The sequence below is a fragment of the Cohnella massiliensis genome (genome assembly GCF_900169535.1).
Classification (GTDB): domain Bacteria; phylum Bacillota; class Bacilli; order Paenibacillales; family Paenibacillaceae; genus Cohnella; species Cohnella algarum.
On record NZ_LT821259.1, the window covers coordinates 2,860,023 to 2,881,554 of the forward strand.

19 protein-coding genes are annotated in these 21,532 nt (G+C 59.1%); 2 read left to right on the top strand and 17 right to left on the bottom strand.

The features are described 5' to 3' along the window. Positions 1–110 precede the first annotated feature (110 nt). From B7E11_RS27130 to B7E11_RS27145, 4 genes are all read right to left on the bottom strand, one after another. On the bottom strand, positions 111–839 hold the full coding sequence (locus B7E11_RS27130) for a Crp/Fnr family transcriptional regulator (RefSeq protein ID WP_080840556.1): 729 nt from the start codon (positions 837–839) through the stop codon (positions 111–113). Then, positions 817–1,857 (bottom strand): HD-GYP domain-containing protein, encoded by a 1,041-nt coding sequence (locus B7E11_RS27135; protein WP_080840557.1) that lies wholly within the window; start codon positions 1,855–1,857, stop codon positions 817–819. Before B7E11_RS27135 ends, B7E11_RS27130 begins: the two co-directional genes overlap by 23 nt. A gap of 135 nt (positions 1,858–1,992) precedes the next feature. Beyond that, positions 1,993–2,400 (bottom strand): hypothetical protein, encoded by a 408-nt coding sequence (locus B7E11_RS27140; RefSeq protein ID WP_080840558.1) that lies wholly within the window; start codon positions 2,398–2,400, stop codon positions 1,993–1,995. Continuing rightward, positions 2,397–3,680, bottom strand: coding sequence for a stage II sporulation protein P (locus B7E11_RS27145; RefSeq protein WP_080840559.1), 1,284 nt, complete (start codon positions 3,678–3,680; stop codon positions 2,397–2,399). The genes B7E11_RS27140 and B7E11_RS27145 overlap by 4 nt, the downstream gene beginning before the upstream one ends. A gap of 149 nt (positions 3,681–3,829) precedes the next feature. Here B7E11_RS27145 and B7E11_RS27150 point away from each other — a divergent pair, with 149 nt between their 5' ends. Beyond that, positions 3,830–4,195: a GNAT family N-acetyltransferase gene (locus tag B7E11_RS27150; RefSeq protein WP_281256565.1), complete on the top strand. Its 366-nt coding sequence runs from the start codon at positions 3,830–3,832 to the stop codon at positions 4,193–4,195. Positions 4,196–4,687: 492 nt separating this feature from the next. Here B7E11_RS27150 and B7E11_RS27155 read toward each other — a convergent pair whose 3' ends face one another. The 7 genes from B7E11_RS27155 to gpr all read right to left on the bottom strand — a co-directional run bounded on the left by B7E11_RS27155 (position 4,688) and on the right by gpr (position 12,974). After that, positions 4,688–6,025 carry an ABC transporter substrate-binding protein gene (locus B7E11_RS27155; protein ID WP_245809833.1) on the bottom strand — a complete coding sequence of 446 codons (1,338 nt, stop codon included), beginning with the start codon at positions 6,023–6,025 and terminating at the stop codon, positions 4,688–4,690. Positions 6,026–6,100: 75 nt separating this feature from the next. Continuing rightward, positions 6,101–7,234, bottom strand: coding sequence for a LacI family DNA-binding transcriptional regulator (locus B7E11_RS27160; RefSeq protein WP_080840561.1), 1,134 nt, complete (start codon positions 7,232–7,234; stop codon positions 6,101–6,103). A 92-nt stretch (positions 7,235–7,326) separates the two neighbouring features. Continuing rightward, positions 7,327–8,154 carry a carbohydrate ABC transporter permease gene (locus B7E11_RS27165; protein ID WP_080840562.1) on the bottom strand — a complete coding sequence of 276 codons (828 nt, stop codon included), beginning with the start codon at positions 8,152–8,154 and terminating at the stop codon, positions 7,327–7,329. A gap of 1 nt (position 8,155) precedes the next feature. Then, a complete protein-coding gene (locus B7E11_RS27170) occupies positions 8,156–9,034 on the bottom strand; it encodes a carbohydrate ABC transporter permease (protein WP_080840563.1) in 879 nt (292 codons plus the stop codon). 110 nt (positions 9,035–9,144) lie between these two features. Then, positions 9,145–9,933, bottom strand: a complete 789-nt coding sequence (locus tag B7E11_RS27175) for a response regulator (protein ID WP_080840564.1) — start codon at positions 9,931–9,933, stop codon at positions 9,145–9,147. A 35-nt stretch (positions 9,934–9,968) separates the two neighbouring features. Next, on the bottom strand, positions 9,969–11,810 hold the full coding sequence (locus B7E11_RS27180; RefSeq protein WP_080840565.1) for a cache domain-containing sensor histidine kinase: 1,842 nt from the start codon (positions 11,808–11,810) through the stop codon (positions 9,969–9,971). A 153-nt stretch (positions 11,811–11,963) separates the two neighbouring features. Further along, positions 11,964–12,974: a GPR endopeptidase gene (gene gpr / locus B7E11_RS27185; RefSeq protein WP_080840566.1), complete on the bottom strand. Its 1,011-nt coding sequence runs from the start codon at positions 12,972–12,974 to the stop codon at positions 11,964–11,966. A gap of 143 nt (positions 12,975–13,117) precedes the next feature. Here gpr and rpsT point away from each other — a divergent pair, with 143 nt between their 5' ends. Further along, positions 13,118–13,390 (top strand): 30S ribosomal protein S20, encoded by a 273-nt coding sequence (gene rpsT / locus B7E11_RS27190; RefSeq protein WP_080840567.1) that lies wholly within the window; start codon positions 13,118–13,120, stop codon positions 13,388–13,390. Positions 13,391–13,484: 94 nt separating this feature from the next. On the opposite strand, the gene holA is transcribed toward rpsT, so the two are convergent. The 6 genes from holA to B7E11_RS27220 form a co-directional block, all read right to left on the bottom strand. Further along, the gene (gene holA / locus B7E11_RS27195) at positions 13,485–14,516 is read right to left on the bottom strand and encodes a DNA polymerase III subunit delta (protein WP_080840568.1); all 1,032 of its coding nucleotides are present in this window, start codon (positions 14,514–14,516) and stop codon (positions 13,485–13,487) included. 275 nt (positions 14,517–14,791) lie between these two features. Then, positions 14,792–15,994: an anti-sigma factor family protein gene (locus tag B7E11_RS27200; RefSeq protein WP_080840569.1), complete on the bottom strand. Its 1,203-nt coding sequence runs from the start codon at positions 15,992–15,994 to the stop codon at positions 14,792–14,794. Next, the gene (locus tag B7E11_RS27205) at positions 15,991–16,539 is read right to left on the bottom strand and encodes an RNA polymerase sigma factor (protein WP_080840570.1); all 549 of its coding nucleotides are present in this window, start codon (positions 16,537–16,539) and stop codon (positions 15,991–15,993) included. Before B7E11_RS27205 ends, B7E11_RS27200 begins: the two co-directional genes overlap by 4 nt. Positions 16,540–16,733: 194 nt before the next feature. After that, a complete protein-coding gene (locus B7E11_RS27210) occupies positions 16,734–19,421 on the bottom strand; it encodes a ComEC/Rec2 family competence protein (protein WP_080840571.1) in 2,688 nt (895 codons plus the stop codon). 136 nt (positions 19,422–19,557) lie between these two features. Beyond that, complete coding sequence (locus B7E11_RS27215) at positions 19,558–20,079, bottom strand: deoxycytidylate deaminase (protein WP_080840572.1); 522 nt, start codon at positions 20,077–20,079, stop codon at positions 19,558–19,560. Positions 20,080–20,139: 60 nt separating this feature from the next. Further along, positions 20,140–21,432 (bottom strand): homocysteine synthase, encoded by a 1,293-nt coding sequence (locus tag B7E11_RS27220; protein ID WP_080840573.1) that lies wholly within the window; start codon positions 21,430–21,432, stop codon positions 20,140–20,142. Positions 21,433–21,532: the final 100 nt, after the last annotated feature.

Here is a 21,532-nt window from a genome sequence, read left to right on the forward strand (position 1 = left end):
ACCCGCATGAAAATTTCCCCTTGAAACGAATTTCTTCTATAATATGACGAAAATGGATTCATGTCAACAAGCGAATGCGAAAAGAGCCTCGCAGCGGGTCCAGTTCCCCCTTACAGCTCCTCTTCGAGCCTGGCTTCCAGCAGCGCCGGATCGTTCAAATAGATCATGCGGTGCCGCAGGGCAATCAGTCCCTCTTCCTGCAGCTCGTGCACGATTTTCGATACCGTCTCGCGAACGGCCCCTACCATGTCGGCCAATTGCTGATGCGTAATCCGGACAGGAACCGGCGCCCGTCCGTCCGGAAGGGAAGCCTGCCTGCCCAAAGCGAGCAATCTTTTCATGATGCGCGCCCTCACGCTGAGAAACGTCAAATCGTAAATTTGCCGGTTCGCTTTGCTCAGCCGGTCCATCGTGCAAACCAGCAGATGCTGAAGCAAATTCCGATCTTGCCCGAACAAGGTCAGAAAATCCTGCTTCTTCAACGTATAAACGCGAACGGCCGTCAGCGCTTCCGCGGCCGTGGAGCGGCCCGCTTCCGGATTGATCAGCGCCATTTCGCCGAAATAGTCGCCTTCGCCGAGCGTGCTCAACACGACTTTTTTCGTTTTGTTCAACGTAAAGACGCTGACGCTTCCCGACAGGATAAAATAAATTTCTTCTCCGAAGCTGCCCTCCAAAAAAATGAGGCTGCCTTTGGGGTAGCTTTTTTCGACGATGCGGGACGCGACCGGCTCCAGCGCCTCCGGCGCGATTTCCTTGAAAAAAGGAAAGACGGATCGGAGCCGGGCGACCGACACGGCGCGTTTGATGCTTGGATTAGACGACTTCTGACTGTGCATCCAACACTTCCTCAATCATAAAGGTGGTATATTCCATCAAGTTCAATCGGGTTCCGAACTGCTGCAGCTTGACGACCGGCCGGTACGAGTGTCCGCGGTTTTGCTCGCAGACGGTTCCTTTCAGTCCGCCCGTCAGCCTTACGGCGGTGCCTACCGGATAAGGCTGGTAGGCCTTCAGGAATGCCCGGACAATCCGGTGATCGAAGGCGGAATCGACTTTGGCCATCACGTACTCGATCTCTTCGCCCGGCTGCCGATGGACGAGCCGGTCATGGACGAAGTAGTCGAATTCGCTGCAAATGCCGACGATTTGCGCCGCCTCTTCGAATTCCTCTCCGCCGATCCCGTACGGAAACCCGCGTCCGTCGATTTGCTCGTGGTGCTGGAGCACCATCTTCAGGGAAGCCGAAGGAATTTCCGGAATTTTGCGCAGCCGTTCATGGCCGAGCACGGGATGCTTGATGTACAGGTCTCCCTGGCCGTTCGGCCGAACAAGCCCGATATCGTGCAGCAGGCTTCCGATGGCGACATCCCGCAGTTGCAGTTCCTTATAGCCGAGCGCCTTGGCCGTCAGCATCGCCAAAAAACAAACGTTCACGCTGTGACGGGAAAGACACGACGGTTCGGCATGAAAATCCCCGTAGTGCATCGCCATCTCGCCGTCGCTCATGACCGAGACGGTCGCATGCTTGGCCCAGGCCATCAGCGAGGCGACCGGAATCGGTTTGTCGTTTTGCACTGCCTGGAAAATGCTGCCCAGCAGTTCTTCGGTCGCGATTCGCAGCTGCCGCTTGGACGCCGCCGGCTTCGGCGGCACCTTCGGTTCCTTCGGTTCCTTCGGCTCGCTTTCGGGAGAGCCTTGAACGTACAGCTGCGAGATCCCTCTTTTTTTGATTCCCTCTATTAAACGATCCGTCAGTTTAACGCCCTGCTGAAGCATAAGGCGTCCATCCCGATCGCACAAACTTTGGGCCAGACTATCCCCTTCCTTAAGCTCGAACACCGTAACCAATCGCATAAAGCCCACTCCTCAAATCCTTCAATTCATGTCGAATGACCTATCCGACAACCAAATGCTACCACACCCCAAGTATATGTTCTGTAACCGCCATTACATTTTTTGTTCATTTCGGGTCTTTTGTCTTACCCTCCGTTATTCCGTCGCTTGATCGAACAAAGAAACGATGAACCGGATCCCGCTTTTGGAAAGCTGCTGAAGCGTTTCCGCCGTTTTTCCGGCCAGCCGGTCGACGACGGGCTCGCTGTCGTTGCGCGGAATCGTCGGCTCGGCTTCCGAATCGTACGCGATGCCGGGCGGCTCGTCCGCATACCTCTGTCCGGCAGGCGTCCCCTCTTCCGTTCGCTCCGCTCGTTCCCGCGCTTCCTCCGGCGCCGTTTCGGGATCCGGAACCGTCTCGCCCGCTTCTCCCGACCGGATCTCCTCCCCCTCCAGCGGCCCGTATACGTTCGATATCCCGCTCGAAGCCAATTCCATGCCGTACATCATCGCGAGCACGAGGAGCGCGGCGACGATCGAAAGCTTCCAAATGTCCCTTTTCATTTTCCGTCCCCTTTCGCAGACGATCCGCCGGAGGCGGCCGAAGCGTCCGCCTTGACCGCGTTCCGTTCGTCCCAGTATATTTCGGCGATCGCCTTGGCGAGGGCGTCGGCCGTCCGGTAGCATTCCGCGAGCGTGTTGTCGACGCCGCCGATTTCGATCAGGACGCTGTCCGGCGAAATGGATTGATTGTACTCCCCGTTGCCCGTGGCCGCCGTCTTCCCCCAAATGCCGCGGGAGAGGCCCGGGTATTTTTCCTCCAGCAGCTGATGAATCGAATTGGCGAACGCCTCGTTCTGCTCCCAGTTCGGGTTGCGGTGGCCGATGATGAAATACACCTGCGCGTACGAAACGCCGTCGATCGTCACCGTCGTCTTGCTGCGTCTCTGGGAGTCCCGGTGAATATCGAAAAAGTATTCGAGCTCCTTGTTTTCCGCCAGGGCGTCTTTGACCGTTTGATGCGAATACTTATAGGAATAATTCCAGTTGTAGTTTTGGACGGTTTCCGAATAATCCTCGTCGGAATGAACGGCGCCGATGCCGAGCTTTTCCAGCTGCTCGGCCATCCGTTTGCCGACGAGCGTAATGTTGACCGTTTTCGAGTTCGGATCCTTCGTCCCTTCCTTCAGTTCCGGAAACCACGATTCCTGATTGTGAGAATGATAGATGAACGCCACTTTGCGGCCGCCGGTCCCCTGCTCCGGATCCGGTTGTCCTTCCGTCCCGGGGGCCGGCGTCTCGGTCGGTTCGGGCTGACCGTCCGGAGGTTCGGCCGCTCCGCCACTTCCGTCCGGGGGCGTGCCCGCTTCCCCTCCTTCGGCATCCGGCGGCAGGTTATGTCCCGGACCGTGATCTTCGGGCGCTTCCGCTCCCCCGCCCGATCCGGGCCGCAGCAGGACGGCGCTGTCGCGGTTGACTCCGGGCATTTCCAACGCGAGCAGGCTTTTCGGGTCGTTCGGGTTCAGCTCGGTCATCCAGCGAACGAGGAAGGCGGCCAGCCGGGAAACCGGGACGCCGGAAGACTCCCTTTGCTTATCCATATGCGGCAGCTCCATTCCGAGAAGCGAAGAAAAGAAGGAGGCCGATACCGAAGAAGCGAATCCCTTCATCGTTTGCACGGGCGACGTCGCCAGCACGTTTTGCAGAATGCCCCCGAGACCGAGCATAAGCACGACGATCATCGAAACCAGGCTTAGCGTCAGGTAGGCTTTGCCGGTCACCAGCATCCTCCTGAACCGATATTTCATCCTCGGGCCTTGCGGCGCGAATGCGTTCCGTTTCATCTTCTTCCTCCCAGCCCCCCTGTCTCGCGGGCGATTCTCTCTTTTTGCGTTGATGGTCAAGTATATGAGAGAAACGAAAATGATAGAACCCGGAAGCTTCGGAGGTTGATAGAGCGAGAGGGCGCAATGCTTGGAGCGACGGAAGGATTATTGCGCTCGGAGAGCGAAAAAAGCCGGAAAGAACCTGTCGGGAAAAACGGATGAGGAGCTGGCTGCGGGGAGAATGGGAAATCGGGATCCTTTTGAACGACGAACAAGTTATCGGCTACGCGGTATTTCGACTCGGAGAGGACGATTTCGAGCCGGACGAAAAGTTCGTTTACCTTCGGCAGTTTTATATAAGAAGAGAGCATCGTCGCAAAGGATACGGCACCGGCGCGCTAGCGCATTTGATCCGTTTTTCGTTTCCCGAAGGCGCAAAGGTGTGCGTTGACGTCCTGAATGCGAACGCGCGCGGGGTCCGCTTTTGGAGGAAATTCGGGTTTGAGCCGTATTGGACTTGCATGGAGCTTTAAAACGGCAAAGCATGAGGGAGCCGAAGCTGCATTTCCGAAGCGGGCTAGAACGTTGCCAAGCTTTCCGAAAAACCCGGCCGCATGGCCGGGCGAGATGGGTAATTTTTACTCAACTGGAGTGCGTTCCAGGCATATAAATGATCGAGATGGGTAATTTTTGCTCAACTGAGTGCGGACTCAGGCGCATCGACGGGCGAGATGGGTAATTTTTATGCAACTGGAGTGCGTTTCAGGCACATCGACGATCGAGATGGGTAATTGAGGCCGCATGCGCACGGCGGGTGGAGTCATCACTCAACCGGATCCCGGAGGGCCGAGCCGACTTCGGGAGCGGATGGGGGAGATGTCGCCGGACAAATATTCGGTACAGCCCGAGCGGCGTACCCGTGCCCCCGCGAGCTTGTCCGGATCTTTCGCGGATAAAGAAGGACGAGGCGCCGCAGGGCAGCCCCGTCCCGTTTTGGTCCCGGCTCATCAATTTTCGATCGGCGATCAGTACCCCAGCTCTTTTTTCGCCTTCGCCCACTTTTGGTTCAAGTCGTCGAACGCTTTTTGCAAATCCTTCGCCATCACCAGCTCCTGATCCACGCTGCCGGTGCCGAGCGCGATTTCGGCCTTGTTCGCGATTTCGTTGTACCGCGGGTCGGTGAATTCGCTTTCGATATAGTTCGGGTTAAACGAAGCGAACTCGGCCATTTGCGGCACTTTCGGCTCCTGGCTTTTGACGATCGGCATGAAGCCGGAATCTTCCACGTAGCCGGATTCCTTGACGAAGAACTCGACCCAGGCGATGGCCAGCTCCTTGTTTTTGCTGTCCTCGCTTACGCCGATAAAATAGTCCCCGCCGAGCGGAACGTTGTACGTGCCGCCGTTGTCGTACGGGAGCGGAAAGAAGCCGATATCTTCGGACTTCGCCCCCGCGCCGATGACCTGCGGAATGACCCAGTTGCCGAGAAAATACATCGCGGCCTTGCCGGAAGCAATCTCGCCTTTGGACATCTCCCAATTGTTTGTGGACAAATCTTTCTCCACCCACTCGTTTTCGACGAACGTTCTGGCGATCTGGATCAGCTTGCCCCACGGTCCGTCCACCGTGAACGGAGCCTCCTGGGCGATAAGCGTGTCGGTCCATTTCGCGTCGCCGGCGACGTAGGCGTAGGAATTTTCTCCCCAGTTCGTCATCGGCCACTGGGCGCCGAAGTTCATGTACAGCGGAATGATGCCCGCCTCTTTCAGCTTCGCGGCCGCGTCGTACAGCTCGTCGAGCGTCGTCGGCACTTTGTCGACGCCGGCCTTGGCGAACGCGGTCTTGTTATAGACGATTCCCTGCGTGTTCACGCCGGTCGTGATGCCGTAGCGCTTGCCCTCGTGGGAACGGATATCGGGAAAATAAACGTCCTCGAACATGGAATCCGGCAGCGGCTCGTAATAGTTGGGAAGCTCGCTCGTCGCCATTCCCCCGTCCAGCATGTTGACGTCGCCGGCTTCGCCGGTCGTAATCCTTACTTTAATGTCGGTCGCGTAGTTGGTGAGCGCCTCGAACTCGATTTCGGCGCCGGGGTATTTTTCCTTGAATTTGGCCGCGTATTTGTCCATCGTGCCGTCGTTCACGAGATCGGTCCGGTGCGACAGCACTTTGATTTTCCCCGTCAACGCGGAAGCTGACGGCTCCGAGCTGGCGCTCGGCGACGCGGAAGCGGATTCCGAAGCCGAAGGAGACGGCGAGGCGGACGGCGACGAACCGTTGTTGCCGTTGTCGCCTCCGCTGCAGGCGGCAAGCAAGGCGGCGGCGAGCATGACCATCAGGATGACCGGCGAAACTTTTTTCACGTTTGTTCCCCCCAACAATCGATTTGAGTTCCATTGGATTCCATTTAACGAGATGGCATCGCTTACATTTACTCATTATAGAGAAAATGGGAGGGGATAAAAGGCAATGCATTTGTTTTTATTGTCGTCGGTTATGCTAAATGCGCCGGCGCGGTTTCGCCCCGTTCGGGCGGTTGCCGACTGCCGCAGCACGACGTCTCCCGTCAGCAAAATCCGCTCCCGCGGTTCTCCCGGACGTTCGATCCGCCGCAGCAGCGCTTCCACCGCCCGCCGGCCGAGCCCTTCCTTGTCCACGTGAACGGTCGTCAGCGGCGGCCGCGCGAGCGCGGCGTCCTCGATGTTGTCGAACCCCGTCACCGAGCAGTCCGCGGGCACGCTCGCGCCGAGCTTCATCAGCGCGGTCATGGCGCAAATGGCGAGCGAATCGTTGGCGCAAACGAGCGCCGTCGGCAGCGTCCCTTCGCCGAGCATGCGGCGAAGGATCGGCTCCAGCGCTTCCGTCAGCTCGGACCGGTTCTCGCCCGCGAGCGCAAGCAATTCCGGCTCCTGGAAGCCGCCGATTTCCCGCTCCTCGAGCGCCGAACGAAACCCGAGCCACCGCTCGCCAAAGCTGCGCGAATACCGGATGTTTCCGACAAACTGCAGCCGGAGGTGCCCTTCGCCGATCAAATAGTCGACGATCCGCCGCATGCCTTCGCCGTTGTTCGCGAACAGCGCGTCGGCCGGAACGAGCGGATCTTCGTGGTCGACGAGGACGAACGGGATGCGCAGGCTCCGGACTTCCAGCAGCTGCTGGCCCGAAATCAGCCCGACGCCGATCAGCCCGAGCACGCCCTCCGGATTGATCAGCCGCGCCAGCGAACCCTCGCCCTGCTCCGTCGCCAGCATCATGCCTAATTTCCGTTTTTCGAGAGCGAAGTCGATGCCGTCGATAATTTTCCCCCAATATCGCGACCCCCGGGTTTGATACCGCACGTTCGGGATGAGCACGACGACCGTCTCTCCCTTCCGTTCTCCGCCCGCCGCCGAACGCCCGCGCGCCCGGCTCGTTCGATTTTGCGCGAAATAGCCGAGCTGCGTCGCCGTCTCGATAATTTTGGCGCGCGTATCCGCGCTGACGCCGGACTTCCCGGACAGCGCCTTGGACACGGCGAACTTGGACAAGCCGAGCCGTTCGGCAATTTGCTGCATCGTGACTTTGCTGGACACCTGATCCCTGCTTTCGCTCGGTCGATTTTCGCCGAATTGCCAAATTTTTCGTTATCATAACATAGACCGAACGTTCGCGAAACGGGACATCGTCATTTGACCGCGCCGCTGGTCACCCCGGAGAAAATATACCGCTGCATGAACAGGAAGACGACTACCGTCGGGATAAAAATCAGGAGAATGCCGGCGGAAATCACGTTGATTTGCGCGGCGTTCGGGCCGACGAACGAATAGATCGCCGTCGAGACGACGCGAAGCTTCTGGCTGGGCATATACAAATAGGGCGTATAAAAGTCGTTGTAGATTTGAATCGTTTTGAGGATGACGAGCGTCGCGGTCGCGGGACCGAGCAGCGGAAAAATGATCGAGCGGTAAATGCGAAACAAAGAGGCTCCTTCGATCATCGCGCTTTCGTCCAAATCCTTCGGGATGCTGTTGATGTACTGGAGATAAATGACGATTTGCAGCACATCCGCGCCGATATACAGCAAGATGGGAGCGGACAGGCGGTTGTAGGCGCCCAGCGCCTGGATGACGCTGAACGTCGCCACCTGGGTCGTAATGGCCGGGATGATCTGCGCGATCAAATACATGCCCATGATCGGCTTGCGCAGCTTGAATTCGAAACGGCCGAGCGCGTAAGCCGTCATCGTGCCGAGCAGCACGTTTCCGGCGACGGCGACGACCAGGATGATCAAAATGTTTTTAAAGCCGAGCCCGAGCTTGCCGACCTCGTACACCTTCGCGAAGTTATCGAAGTTCAGGAAGCTTTCGGGCAGCCGGAGGCCGGACTGGTAATATTCGACCTGCGTTTTGAACGAACCGACGAATACCGAATAAATCGGAAAAAAGACGATAAACAGGCCGACGATCAGCGTCGCGTATTGAAGCGCCCGTATCCATGCGGGGGTGCGAACCATCCTATTTCTCCTCCCGGAACAACAATTTCCGCTGCGCCGCGATCACGAGGACGACCATGATCAGCAGCACGATCGCCATCGCGGAGGCCAGCCCCGCCTTTTGAAACTTGAACGCCATATCGAGCGTGGAAATGACGAAGGTGGACGTATCGTTGGCGCCGAGCATCATGATGTACGGAATTTCGAACGCTTCGAGCGCGCCGGTCAGCGTCAAAATCATCATCAGCTCGACGACGCGCCGGATGGACGGGAACGTGACGAAACGGAACGTTTGCCAGGACGACGCCCCATCGATTTTCGCGGCTTCGTAATAGTCGTGCGGGATCGATTGCAGCGCCCCGATAAAAATGACCATATTCAGCCCCATGTACTTCCAGACGGAAATGAAGGCGAGCGATACGTTGACGAGCGCCGGGTCCCCGAGCCACATTCGCTGCCAGCCGGCCAAGCCGACTTCGCCGAGCAGCAGGTTCAACGATCCGTATTCGGCATGGTACAGCGCCCGGAACATGATGACGATCGCCGTGCCGTGCAGGACGTAAGGCAGAAACAGACTCGCGCGAAAAAAGTTCCGCCCCTTGAGACGGCCGCTCAAAATGACGGCAAAATAGAGCGCGACCGCCGTCTGAACGAGTCCTCCGACGAAATAATAAGCGTTGTTTTTGAACGTTCCGAAAATGTCCGGGCGCGAGAAAATTTCGGCGTAGTTGGCAAAGCCCACCCATTTCATGTCCCAGCCGACGCCGCTCCAATCGGTGAAGCTGTACGCCAGCATCGAAAACGCCGGATAAAACGAAAACGTCAAGCACAAAAGCACGGGAACGGTTAAAAATCCGAACAAGATGGCGATTCGCTGCTTTTTGTAGCTCATCCGAAACACGTTTTTTGCCCCCTCCTTTATCCTCTCCTCGCCGATCTGCCTTCGTGGCACCGCTTTCATACGAGATTATAAAAGGATTGAAGCGGGAATATAAGGGAGCCCGTTTGTTTTTATTGTCTTTTATTGGGCATTGTTTCGGCGCTGCGCGCAAGTCCGGCCCGCTCCCGATACTCTTTCGGCGTCATGCCGGCCGTCCTCTTGAACACTTTGTTGAAGTAGGCCGGATCGGCGTATCCGACCCGTTCTCCGACCTCGTACGTTTTGAGCTCGCGGCGTTCGCGCAGCAAATCCTTCGCCCTCCCGATTCTCACGCCGATCCAGTAATCGGTGATCGTTTCCCCGGTTACGTGCCGAAACAGCTTGCTCAAGTAGCTCGGCGTCAAATACACCGTCTCCGCCAGCTTCGAAAGCTCCAGCTCCTCCCGGTAGTGCTCGCGGATAAACGCTTTGACCGCTTCGACCGCGCTGTTGTCGGATTCCCGCCGGAGGAGCTCGGAATCGGCCGGATCGCCGCGTTCCCGCCGTCCTTCGACCTCGGCTCTGACCCGGATCAGCAGCTGTTCGAGTTCCTCCCGGTCGACCGGCTTGAGCAAATAATCCTGCACGTTGAGCCGGATTGCCCGCTTCGCAAAGCTGAAGTCGCTGAACCCGCTGACGACCGCCAGCTTGATTTCCGGCCGCCTGCGGCGAAGCTCGCCGATCAATTGAAGGCCGTCCATTTGCGGCATTTTGATATCGGTGATCACCAGGTCGGCTTCCTCCCCGTGCAGCCGGTCGAGCAAATCCTGCCCGCTCGCGTAGCATCCGACCACCCGGCAAAATTCGTCCGTCTTCTCGATCAGCTTGGCTAGTCCGAGCCGGATTCGTTCCTCGTCGTCGACAACGGCAACCTTCAGCATCGTTCGTCCTCCTTTTTTCGGATGAAATTCGCGGTTCAGCCCGCGGGCAGGCGAACCGTTACGACCGTTCCGCGGCCGGGTTCGCTGTCGACCGCAAGGCCGTATGCTTCCCCGTATCGCAGCTTCAGCCGTTCGTGCACGTTGCGCAGCCCGATCCCCCTGCCGTCCCACTCCCCGGGCGGCCGGTTCAGGCTCGACCGGAGCCGCAGCAGCGTATCCGGCTCCATTCCGCCCCCGTCATCGGCTACGGCGAACAGCCGGTCGGCCCCTTCGACCCGGCTTTCGATGCGAATGCGCAAATGCGGCTTCGATTCGTCCAGCCCGTGATAAACGGCATTTTCCACGATCGGCTGAAACAGCAGCTTCATCACCTGAATCGGTTCCTCCGCCTCCGGCAGCTCCAGCGCGAAGCGATCCGAATACCGGTAGTTCAGCAGCTTGACGTACATTCGCAAATGCTCCCATTCCCTTGCGAGCGGAACGGTCTCCTTGCCTGCATGGATGCTGTACCTGAGCAGCTTGCCGAGCAGTTGGGCCATATCCCCCACTTCGTCGTCGTCGTGCAAAACGGCCGTCATCCGGATCGATTCCAGCGTATTGTAAATAAAATGCGGGTTGATTTGCTGCTGCAGCGATTGCAGCTCCGCCTCCTTTTTCCGTTGCTCCATCGCGTAAATATCGGCAATGAGCAGCTTCACCCGGTCGATCATCCGATTGAAAGCGCTGCCAACCAAGCCGATTTCATCTCTTCGGACGACGGGAAATACGACGTCGAGATTGCCTTTTTGCACTTTTTTCATCAGACGCACGAGGGAACGAAGCGGCCGCGTCAGGGCGAAAGCGGATACGAGCGAGATCAGCAGCGCGAACCCGACGATGAGCGTGGCGAACACGAGCGTCTGGTTGCGGATAAGCCGAGCTTCCGCCGTCAGCGTTCGCTCCGGAATGGCGACGAGCGCCTTCCAGCCGGTCACCTCCGATTGCTTGTAAATCGTCAAAACCCGCTCCCCGCCGCTAGCGGCGCGGAAGCTTCCCTCGGGCCCGGCCGTTTGCCTCAAAAGATCGTTCTCCGGCCACGTTTGGCCCAAATATTGGCGGCCGCTGTCGTAAATGACCTTCCCGCCGTCGTCGACGATGAGCGTCGTTCCCGATGTCGTGTCGTCCATGTCCCGGACGATGCTTTCGATGACGCCGATGTTCGCGTCGACCGCGATCATCCCGAGCGGCTCGTACGTCGAAGGATCGATGATTTGCCGGACGACGGTAAAGACGTACCGTTTGCCGCTCGCCCACTCCCCGACCTCCTGGGTGCTGACGAGAACGGGAGCGCCGTGCGCTTCGGCCGCCATTTCCCGCCATTTCGGGTAAACGGTTCGCAAATCCGAGCGGATTCCCGAGCTTTTGACGGCGTAGTAAACGTTCCCGAACCGGTCGAACAGGTAAACCGTATTCGTTCCCTGCTTGATATTGTTCAAAAAATAAATGCTGCTGCCGATTTTTCGCTGGATATCGATCGTTCTTTGCTGGTCTCCGGGCAGCAGGCTCGGAACGTTTTCTTCGGGCAGCGCGCGCCCTTCGTAGTATTGGTTGGACATTTTCAAACCGGCCTGGATGGCGTCCAGATAAGAAGGAATGATGGAAATCTTTCTCATGTCGGCAATGTAGTCGTCCAGCTTGCCCATGGTTTTGTCGGTCAATTGAGTGACATAGGCTGCCGTATTGCGCTCGATAGAATCGGAATAACGGAGGGCGGACACGTAGCTGAGGATTCCGATCGGCAGGATGATCAAAAACAAAAAGACGATCAGCAGCTTTCCTTCCATTCGTTGAGCGGGCCAACGCAGGAAAGACGGCAGGCGAAACCCCCTTCTGCTCACTATGTCACCCCCTTTTTCGGGAGGAATGTAGCCGTTGCGATTGATTATAACCTGATTTTGTTATGCTAACAACAATAAAAAACAAGCTAACCGATCGCAGGCGACACCTGACGACAGTTAGCTTTCGTTTCGTTTTTTTCGCCTCTCATTCGTTTAATGCGTATAAGCCGCGACGTTGTCGGTATCCACCGCTTCGTGAAGCGCGGCGTTCAGCCCGCTCGCGATAATGTTGGCGATATCCTCCATGAACTGGTCGATTTCCTTCGGCGTTACAAGCAAATTGTGCCCGACCGGATCGAGCACCTCCTTGACGAGCTGCAGCCGCTCCTGCTCGGCCATCGAGCCGAAGACGCCGAACAGCGGCGCGGTATTGTCGGTATGTTTTTTCATGTGCTCGAATACCATGTCCATCGTATTGTTGACGATCGTGGAGGCGTAGACGACCGTCGGCACGCCGATCGCGATGCACGGCACGCCGAGGATGTCGCGGGTGAGCCCTTTGCGCTTGTTGCCGATGCCGGAGCCGGGGTGGATGCCCGTATCCGCGATCTGGATCGTCGTATTGACCCGGTCCAGCGAACGGGCGGCCAGCGCGTCGATGGCGATGACGACATCGGGCTTGGATTGGTTCACGATGCCTTGCACGATATCGCTCGACTCGATGCCTGTCGTGCCGAGCACCCCCGGAGCGACCGCGCTCACGGCGCGATAGCCCGGACTGACCTGGTCGGGCATCAGCTCGAAAAATTGCCGGGTGACCATCGTGTTTTCGACGACGAGCGGACCGAGGGCATCCGGCGTCACGTTCCAGTTGCCGAGCCCGACGATCAAAATGCTGGCGGAAGCTCCGACTCCGATCCGCTGCAAAAACGTTTCGAATTCGCGGGCGAACGCCGTCGCCACTTTATCCTGCAAATCCGAATCCCCGCGACGCAGTTCCGGCACCTCCAACGTGACGTAATGGCCGACCATTTTGCCGATACGGTTCGCGCCTTCCTCGTTTTGAATATGCATTCGCGTGACGGTAATTCCGTTTTCCTTGTTCGTCTCGCTCGTCACGCCGGGGATGCTGCCGTTCTCGTCGGTCTGCGCCGCTTCCCTGGCTTCCAATGCCAGATCGGTTCTTACTCCGTATGCGCTTAAGTCCAAATCTCGATCGCCCACGTTGGCGTTGCCCCTTTCGTTCGTTTGAATTCCGTTCGCTTAAGGCGCGCCCGGGATTTGCTTGCGTTTTGCCCCCCTGCATGATAGAATGTTACAAGTTGTGTGGAGAAATACTTCTTGTTTTGCAGTGGGAGGTGAAATGAATGCCGAATATCAAATCCGCCATCAAACGGACCAAGACGAGCGAGAAGCGCCGTCTGCGTAACGCTTCCCAAAAATCCGCCCTCCGTACGGCCGTCAAACAGGCTGACCAAGCGGTTGTCGGAACCGATGTGAACGTTGCTAAAGAAGCCCTTCAATTGGCTCAGAAGAAGCTGGACAAAGCGGTAACCAAAGGCCTCATCCATAAAAATGCGGCTGCCCGCAAAAAATCCCGCCTGGCCAAAAAGTTGAACGCTCTGTCCCAACAAGCGTAAGCTTGTTTCTGACATAAGCAGCGCCAAAAAGCCGATCTTTGCGTTTCGACGCATCGAACGGCTTTTTTCGTTTGCCGGGGTCCAGGCCTGTCCGTCAGCCTGTCGGCGTTCCCGCTTCCATCAGGAACAATTCCAGGCCGAGCGTTTTTTCCACTTGTCCCGTCTTCATCTCGTAGTCGAGCTCGGCAAGCCGGCTCAGCAGCGCCGTCAGCCGCTCGGTGCTGAAGCCGCGGATATGCTCGCTCGTCACCTTCACCGCATACGGGTGCAGCCCGAGCTGGCCGGCCATTTGCTGCGGCGTATAGCCTTGCTTCGCCAGCTCCTTGATGAACAGCATGTTGCGGAATTGCCTGACGAGCAGCGCCGTCAGCTTGATCGGCTCTTCCCGCTGCTTGAGCAAATCGTAATAAAGCGCGAGCGCCTTGTCCGTGCGCAGCGCAGCGATCTCCTCCGTCAGCTTGAACACGCTTTGTTCGATGCTGGCCGGCACAAGCTCCGCGACCGACGCGGCGGTTACCGTCCCCCGATCGCCGGCATGCAGGCACAGCTTGTCCGTTTCCGCGGCGAGCGATCCCATATCCGTCCCGATTCGGCGCAGCAGCTCATCCAGCGCGGACGTTTCGAAGCGCCGTCCTTGCCTTTCCGCCCTGCGGGCGATCCATTGCATCAAATCGTCCGCCGACAGCTGCGCGAAACGAACGACGTTGTCGGCTTGCTTGGCGGTTTTGGTCAGTTTTTTGCGTTCGTCCAGCTTTTCGTGAGGGACGAGGAAGACGAGTATCGTCGTTTCCGACGGCGTTCGCATATAGTCCAGGAGCCGTTCGGTTCGGTGCTCGATTTTGGCGGATTCCTTGCCCGCCGAAGCGAACACGACGCTGTCGCGCACGAACACCAGCTTATAAGGCACGAGAAACGGAAGCGTTTCGGCTTCGTCGACGATTTGGTCGATTGAAACCTCCGACGTGCTGAAGCGGACGATCGCCATGTCGCGGTGTTCCGGTTCGATCAGTTTGCCCGCCAACTGCTCCGCGAATTCGTTCATGCGATACGCTTCGGTGCCGTAGCAAACGTATAGCGGGCGGATTTTGCCGTCGCGCAGCTCGCGGAAAGCTTGACTGGATTCCATAACGAACTCCTTTCCGTTCGCGAATTCCGGCCGAGCCGATATATCGGACGACCTCCTTCGTCGCTTATCTGAAAAATTATACGTGCAGTTCGGCAAAAAAACAACAAAGAGACCGCGCCCAGTCAAGGCGCGATCCCTTTGTCGTAGGACATCTATGTCAACGTCCGCCGGCCCGGTCCATGGTACCGCGCGCGAACGACCGCGACCTTCGTCCTTCTGTCGGCTTTCGCCGTTCGATACACTATACGCAGTTTGCGGCCGAAAGGTGCGCCCGTTTACGGCGCCGCTTGCTCTCCCTTTTCCGCGCTCCACGCATAGCTCGTCGCTTTCCCGTCGCTTTCCGCGAACGCGTAATACAGCTCGGCGCCGTCTTCGCTCCAACGCACGTCGGAAAAGCTCCCCGTCAATCCGCTCTCGAACAGGAGCGCGCCGTCGGCGGCGTAAACCTTCAACCTCTCGCTCTCCACCAGCGCGTAGCGCGAACCGTCCGGCGACGGGATCGAAGCGCTCGTCAAGGAAGGGGCCGAATCTTCCGGCACGTTCATCCCCGAAGCTTCCCCCGTGCCGCCGCCGTCTGCCGGCGTCTCCGCTTCCGGTTCGCCGGCAACGGGCTTCTCGGCCGCGGAGAAGCCGGGGGCCGCTCCTTCGGTCGGCGGGGCTGCGGGAACCGGCCCCCCTAACGTCGGCGCTTCGGTTTCCGAGTTCCCGCGGGCGGGCGCCCCCGGAGCCGATCCCCCGGATTCCGGGGCTTCCGAAGCCGGCGCTCCGCCGGAGTCGCCCGCTTGCGCTTGCCCCTGCTCGCCCGCGCCGTTCGATTCCGTCAGCGGCGGAACCGCCGCGCTTTCCTGCCCGATGCCGGAATTCGCATCGGGTTCGACGGCGAAGCCCCGGGCTTCGGGAGCCGCCTCGTCCGCCGAAGCCGAATTTTCGGCCGCGGGGGCTTCCTGCTTCATCATTTTCAAGCTGAAGCTTTCGCTCTCGTCGGATGCGGCGCGGTCCATCTCCGACCGGGATAACCAGGAGGATGGATCGGAGAGGATAACCGCAGCGACGACGGCAGCCGCCGCCGCGATCGCCCCCAGCCGGCGCTTCCACGGCCGCGAAGGGCGGGCCGCGGGCTTGGCGCGTTCGGCTTCCGCTTCGGCTTCGAGTTCAGCTTCGGTCTCGGCTTCGGCTTCGGCGCCGGCTGCGGGAATCGCGTCGGCTTCGGAGGAACCGTTGTCCTTCCCTTCCGCGCGAGCGGCTTCCCGTTCGGCATCGATTTGGTCCAGCTTCGGCAAAATGGCGTCCACCAGGCTGAATCGGGGCTCTACTCGGGGCAGGTCGGCCAGGTTGTTCGACAGGCGGACGAGGCGCTCGAGCAAAACCGCGCATTCCGGGCATGCTCGAATATGATCCGTCATGCGCGTTTGTTCCTGCAGGCTCAGATCTCCGTCAAGCGAACGCTGCATGAGTTCCATCACCTCTTCGCAATTCATCCCCGGACACCACCTTTCCGATAATCATGCAGCAGCACTTGCAGCTGTTGCCGGGCTCTAAACAAATAAGACTTGACCGTATTAAGCGGCAAATTCAACGAATCCGCAATTTCGTTGTACGAAAAATCCTGCAAATACCGCAAAACGACGACCGTCCGATGATGCTCGGGCAGCTTGCCGATCGCCTCGCGGATGTCCTCGGCCGCGTAATGCGCCATCACTTCCCCTTCCACGTCGTCGGTAGCGTGAAAAACCAGCTCGTGCTCGTCGATGGATACGGAAGGGCGGCTGCGACGGAACTTGTCGATGCAGATGTTCGTCACGATGCGCTGAACCCATGTGCGGAACTGGGCTTTCTCCTCGTAGGAACCGATTTTGCTATAAATGCGGATAAGCGCCTCCTGCGAAGCGTCCAAAGCGTCCTGCTCGTTATTCAATAAGTAATAGGCCGTTCGGTAAACTTGATTTTCGATCTCGCGGAGCAGCGCGACAAGGGCGTCGCGATCGCCGGCTTGCGCAGCTTTGATCAGGCTAAGCTCCACCACAGAAGATCCTCCTCCCCTGCACTTCCATTGACGCGATCTTTCGTTAAAAGGTTGCATCCCGCATGTCCCGCTCCGCAGGGAATTTTATCCGCCGCGGATTTCGGGAGGCCGAAGACGCCAACATTCACAGTCTAGCAAAAAACTTATCGTTTGTCTGTCCGGCATTCGGTTACGGAAAATTTTTCGCAAAAAGGCTACGGATCGGAAGAGCTTCCCATCTTCATGCGTTTGGCGAGCCGTCCGTCGGGCGATACCCTGTACTGGATTTCGCCGTTCAGGTCGGTTCTGGCATACGGAATATTCATCCGCTTCAACCGTTCGAGAACGGACGGGTGCGGATGCCCGTAAAAATTGTTGCGGCCGGCCGATATGACGACCTCTCCGGGACTCCAGCGCATGAGCCAAATCGCCGTCGTCGACGTTTTGCTCCCGTGGTGGCCCGCTTTCAGCACGTCGACGGCGGCCGTCTCCGGCCCGGCTCCCCGTTCTGTAAGCCGGTTAACGACGGCGGCTTCCCCTTGCTTTTCCAAATCGCCCGGAAGCAAAAACCGACGTCCGTACATATTCAGCAGCAGCACGACGCTTCGGTCGTTTTGCTCTTCCGCGACGGGAATCGCGTTGTCCGGGCGCGCGGTTTCCTCCGCCGGATACAGCACCTCGATTTGCGCCGTCTCGTCGATCTCCCACGTCATGCCTTCGCGGACCGCATAGACGTTCGCTCCCGACCGAAGCGCCAGCTCGAATACGCGAAGCGCTTCCGCCGCCGGCTTGAGCGTTCCGTTGAACAAAACCGAGCGCACCGGAAACGCGCCGAGCACGGCCGCCGCCCCGCCGATATGATCCTGGTCCAGGTGCGTCAGCACCAGCGCATCCAACTCCCGAACGCCGCGCGCCTTGAGCAGCGGCACGACCGTTTTCCGTCCCACTTCGTACGGATCGCGGCGTTCCCGCCACGCCTCGTCCTCCTTGCGAAACGTTGCGGTTCCTCCCGCATCCACCAGAATATGCCGGCCTTTTCCGGTGCGGATCAAAATGCCGTCGCCCTGCCCGACATCGAGAAACGCCACCGAGCCGTCGCGGTTCAGCCATGCGGGCTGCAGGCCCCATATAAGCCACCCGGCCCACAGGACAAGCGCAATCAGCGCCCCGAACCGGACGATTCCCGCATTCCCCGTCAGCCCCGGTTTCGGCCATTCCGCCGACGGTTCCGCCTCCCCGCCGAACAGCGGTTTCGTATCGTTCCCCTCGCTTTGCAAAGAACCGGCGTAAGCCGCAACGAGGCTTGCCCTGCGCTCCGCGTCGAACCGCATGTCCGCCTCCCGCCTCAGCCGCTCGGCCCGACGCCGCGCCGACGCTTCGTTCCCCCGCCGCCGGGTCAGCCCCGCCTTGAGCAGCGCGGCGCTCGCGCCCAGCAAAACGTAGCCCGCCGCAACCCAAAGCAGCGAAGGCTGGGGCCAGTACGTCTGCATGCCGTCGATCGCCTGCAGTCGCCCCGTCGCGGCAAAGGTGAGCCGGTTGCACCAGGAAGCGGCCCAGGCCGCGTAAGCCCCGACGGGCTGCCACGCCGCTCCGAGTACGACCGACGCCATGCCGAGCGGCATCACGATAAAGCTGATGAACGGTACGAGCACGAGGTTGGACAATAACGACAGCAAGTGAAACTGGTGAAAATAAAAGATCGAGACCGGCAGCGAGCAGGCTTGCGCCGTTATCGCGACCGCCAGCGCGCCGCGAAGCGATTTGTTCCGGACAGGGAGGCATGCGGACACGAGCGGCACCAGCGCGATCAGTCCCAACGTCACGATAAACGAAAGCTGGAAGCTGACGTTTTCGATCATGATCGGATTCACGATCAGCATGGCCAGGGCGGATGCTGCCAAAAGGTGGAGTCCGTCCTTGAGCCGGTTTTTTCGCGCCAAAAAAAGCGCCAGCATCGCCATCAGACACGCTCTTACGGCAGAAGGAGAAGCTCCCGTCAGCAGCATGTAGACCGGCATTGCCGCGATCGTCGCGTCCAGCGACCGTTCGCGGCTCAGCCGAAACAACGCGCCGAGGCGGAGCAGCAAAAAAACGACGACGCCGACGTGAAGGCCGGAGATGGCAAGCACGTGCGTCAGCCCGAGCTTGGCGAAGACGTCGAACTGCTCCGGATCGAGATCTTCCCGAATGCCGGCGACGAGCCCTTTCATGTAGCCGGCATCCGCCTCGCCGTACAGCTCGTCCATCAGCTTGCCGATACCCGCCCGCCGTTCGTCGATCCAGCGCAACGCGGCATCCGGCCAGGACACGCGCTCGCCCGACCGCTCGACGGCGCCGGCGCCGTCGGCGGACAGCACCCAATGAACGCGCTCGCGTTTCAAATACGCGCAGTAATCGAAGCCGCCGAAGTTGGTCGCCGTCCCGGGCAGCTCCAGCTCCCCTTCGACGCGGACGCCGTCCCCGCGCTTCCACGTTCCCGCGGTCCCGATTTCCGATTCGGCGGAAAGCCTAACCCGAACGAGCAGCTTCTCCTTCGGCTCGACGGCCCGACCCGCAATCCGGGAGACCGCCATTCGGAACGTGACGACATCTCCGTCGATATCGGGGGGAGAAATCAGCTTTCCGGCCGCGACCGCTAGCCGGCCGTCCGGCTCGCCAAGCAGCTCGTCCAGGACGGTAACGTTCCGCGATTCGAACCATGCCCGCTCGCCCGCGGACAGCGCGACGGCAAGTGCGAGAGCGAGCGCGATGCGCCAAGGCATTCGCGAGATGCAGGCATAGGCGAGGAGCAGCATCAGCATTCCCGCGACCGCCGCAAACGCCGGCCAGCCGGCCCACAAAGACAGGGATGCATTTCCCGCCGCCCAGCACCCCGCAAAAGCGACAAGCGGCCTCTTCGCCATTTCGTTCCTCCTCCTTTTTCGACTTGGCCTGGCTTAACCTCGGCTTGCTTCAAACCTTCTTGCAGGAACGCAAAAAAGAACCTCCGACGCCCGCGGGCGCGAAAGGTTCTTCCTTGTCGCTCTGACGATTCGCTATTCAATTCGCTTCATCCTGGACTTCGGTGTCCGGAGGCGGCGTATACTCCTCGATCCGCCGAAACACGAGGCCCTTCCGCGCCATCAGGGCGGAAACCTTGTCATGATCCTTCGCGTACGGCCGGCGGTACACGATCTCCTTGATGCCGCTGTTGGCGAGCATATTCGCGCACGTCCAGCACGGCTGATCGGTCACGTACACCGTCGACCCTTCGCGGTCAATGCGGTCGGTGAACAGCAGCAAATTTTGTTCGGCGTGGATCGTCCGGATGCAGCGCTGCTTTTTGACCATCGATTCCGTTCCGCCTCCCGGGGCGGGCTCGAACTCCTCCACGATCATGCAGCCCGCTTCCGAGCAATCCGGCACTCCCATCGGCGCCCCGTTGTAGGCGGTGCCGAGCAATTTTTTTCCCTGCACCAATACGGCGCCGACATGCCGCCGCGGACAGCGCGACCGGGTCGAAACCATGAACGCGATATCCATAAAATAAGTGTCCCAATCTTTGCGCACGGATGTCGCCATGGCGAACTGACTCCTCCCGTCCGGCGCCGGAGCGGCGTGCCGGAAACGTCTAATTATGCTTTATTCCTGACTTGCCTTCAAAGCCTGATCCAGATCGTACAAAATATCGTCGATGCCTTCCGTCCCGACCGACAGGCGAATCATCCCCGGCTGAACGCCGGCGGCCGCCTGCTCCTGCTCGGAAAGCTGCTGATGCGTCGTGCTGGCCGGATGGATAATAAGCGATTTGGAATCGCCGACGTTCGCGAGATGGGAAAACAGTTTGACCGAGTTGATGACCTTTTTGCCGGCTTCGACGCCGCCTTCGATCTCGAAGGTCAGGATGGCGCCCTGGCCTTTGGGCAAATAGGTTTGCGCCAGCCCGTGCGACGGATGCTCCGGCAGTCCGGCGTAATTCACCGACTTGACCGCCGGATGCTTCTCCAAAAACCGGGCGACGGCCAGCGCGTTGCTGCTGTGGCGCTCCATGCGAAGATGCAGCGTCTCCAGCCCTTGCAAAAACAGGAACGAGTTGAACGGCGCGAGCGCGGCTCCCATGTCCCGCAAAAGCTGCACGCGCATTTTAATAATATACGCGATCGGGCCGACCGCATCCGTATAGACGACTCCGTGATAGCTCGGGTCCGGCTGCGTCAGGCCGGGGAATTTGCCCGAAGCTTTCCAGTCGAACTTGCCCCCGTCGACGACGACGCCCCCGATCGACGTCCCATGGCCCCCGATAAACTTCGTTGCCGAGTGGACGACGATATCCGCTCCGAAATCGATCGGCCGGCACAGGTACGGAGTGGCGAACGTATTATCGATAATGAGCGGAATGCCGTTGTCGTGCGCGATTTTCGCGACGGCGGCGATGTCCAGCACGTCGCCTCTCGGATTGCCGATCGTTTCCGCGTACAGCGCCTTCGTGTTCGGTGTGATCGCGGACCGGAAATTTTCCGGGTCGGAAGGGTCGACGAACTTGACGTTGATGCCCAGCTTCGGCAGCGTCGTCGAAAACAGGTTGTATGTACCGCCGTAAAGGCTCGAGGCCGAAACGATCTCGTCGCCCGCGCCCGCAAGGTTGAAAATCGAGTAGGTGATGGCGGCTTGTCCGGAACCGACGGCCAGCGCTCCCGCTCCGCCTTCCAGCGCGGCCATGCGCTGTTCGAACACGTCGGAGGTCGGATTCATGATTCGGGTGTAGATGTTGCCGAACTGTTTCAGCGCGAACAGGTCCGCCGCATGATCGGTATCTCGAAAACCGTATGAAGACGTTTGGTAAATGGGGACCGCTCTCGATAAAGTAGTCGGGTCCAACTGCTGTCCGGCATGAATAGCAAGCGTTTCCAACGACAATTTCCGTTCTTCGCTCATGGATAATCCTCCCAACGATTGTTCATTCGAGCATTTCCCCCTTATTGTCGCATATTTCCGACCAATTGGGAAGGAATTCCCCGTCGTTTGGGAACTTTCG

Bases quoted from the DNA above. Each gene is read 5' to 3' on its own strand.
- B7E11_RS27175 (WP_080840564.1), bottom strand. From the start codon at position 9,933: ATGCTGAAGGTTGCCGTTGTCGACGACGAGGAACGAATCCGGCTCGGA.
- B7E11_RS27140 (WP_080840558.1), bottom strand. From the start codon at position 2,400: ATGAAAAGGGACATTTGGAAGCTTTCGATCGTCGCCGCGCTCCTCGTG.
- B7E11_RS27220 (WP_080840573.1), bottom strand. From the start codon at position 21,432: ATGAGCGAAGAACGGAAATTGTCGTTGGAAACGCTTGCTATTCATGCC.
- B7E11_RS27215 (WP_080840572.1), bottom strand. From the start codon at position 20,079: ATGGCGACATCCGTGCGCAAAGATTGGGACACTTATTTTATGGATATC.
- B7E11_RS27210 (WP_080840571.1), bottom strand. From the start codon at position 19,421: ATGGCGAAGAGGCCGCTTGTCGCTTTTGCGGGGTGCTGGGCGGCGGGA.
- rpsT (WP_080840567.1), top strand. From the start codon at position 13,118: ATGCCGAATATCAAATCCGCCATCAAACGGACCAAGACGAGCGAGAAG.
- B7E11_RS27145 (WP_080840559.1), bottom strand. From the start codon at position 3,680: ATGAAACGGAACGCATTCGCGCCGCAAGGCCCGAGGATGAAATATCGG.
- B7E11_RS27130 (WP_080840556.1), bottom strand. From the start codon at position 839: ATGCACAGTCAGAAGTCGTCTAATCCAAGCATCAAACGCGCCGTGTCG.
- B7E11_RS27165 (WP_080840562.1), bottom strand. From the start codon at position 8,154: ATGGTTCGCACCCCCGCATGGATACGGGCGCTTCAATACGCGACGCTG.
- B7E11_RS27135 (WP_080840557.1), bottom strand. From the start codon at position 1,857: ATGCGATTGGTTACGGTGTTCGAGCTTAAGGAAGGGGATAGTCTGGCC.
- holA (WP_080840568.1), bottom strand. From the start codon at position 14,516: ATGGAATCCAGTCAAGCTTTCCGCGAGCTGCGCGACGGCAAAATCCGC.
- B7E11_RS27200 (WP_080840569.1), bottom strand. From the start codon at position 15,994: ATGAATTGCGAAGAGGTGATGGAACTCATGCAGCGTTCGCTTGACGGA.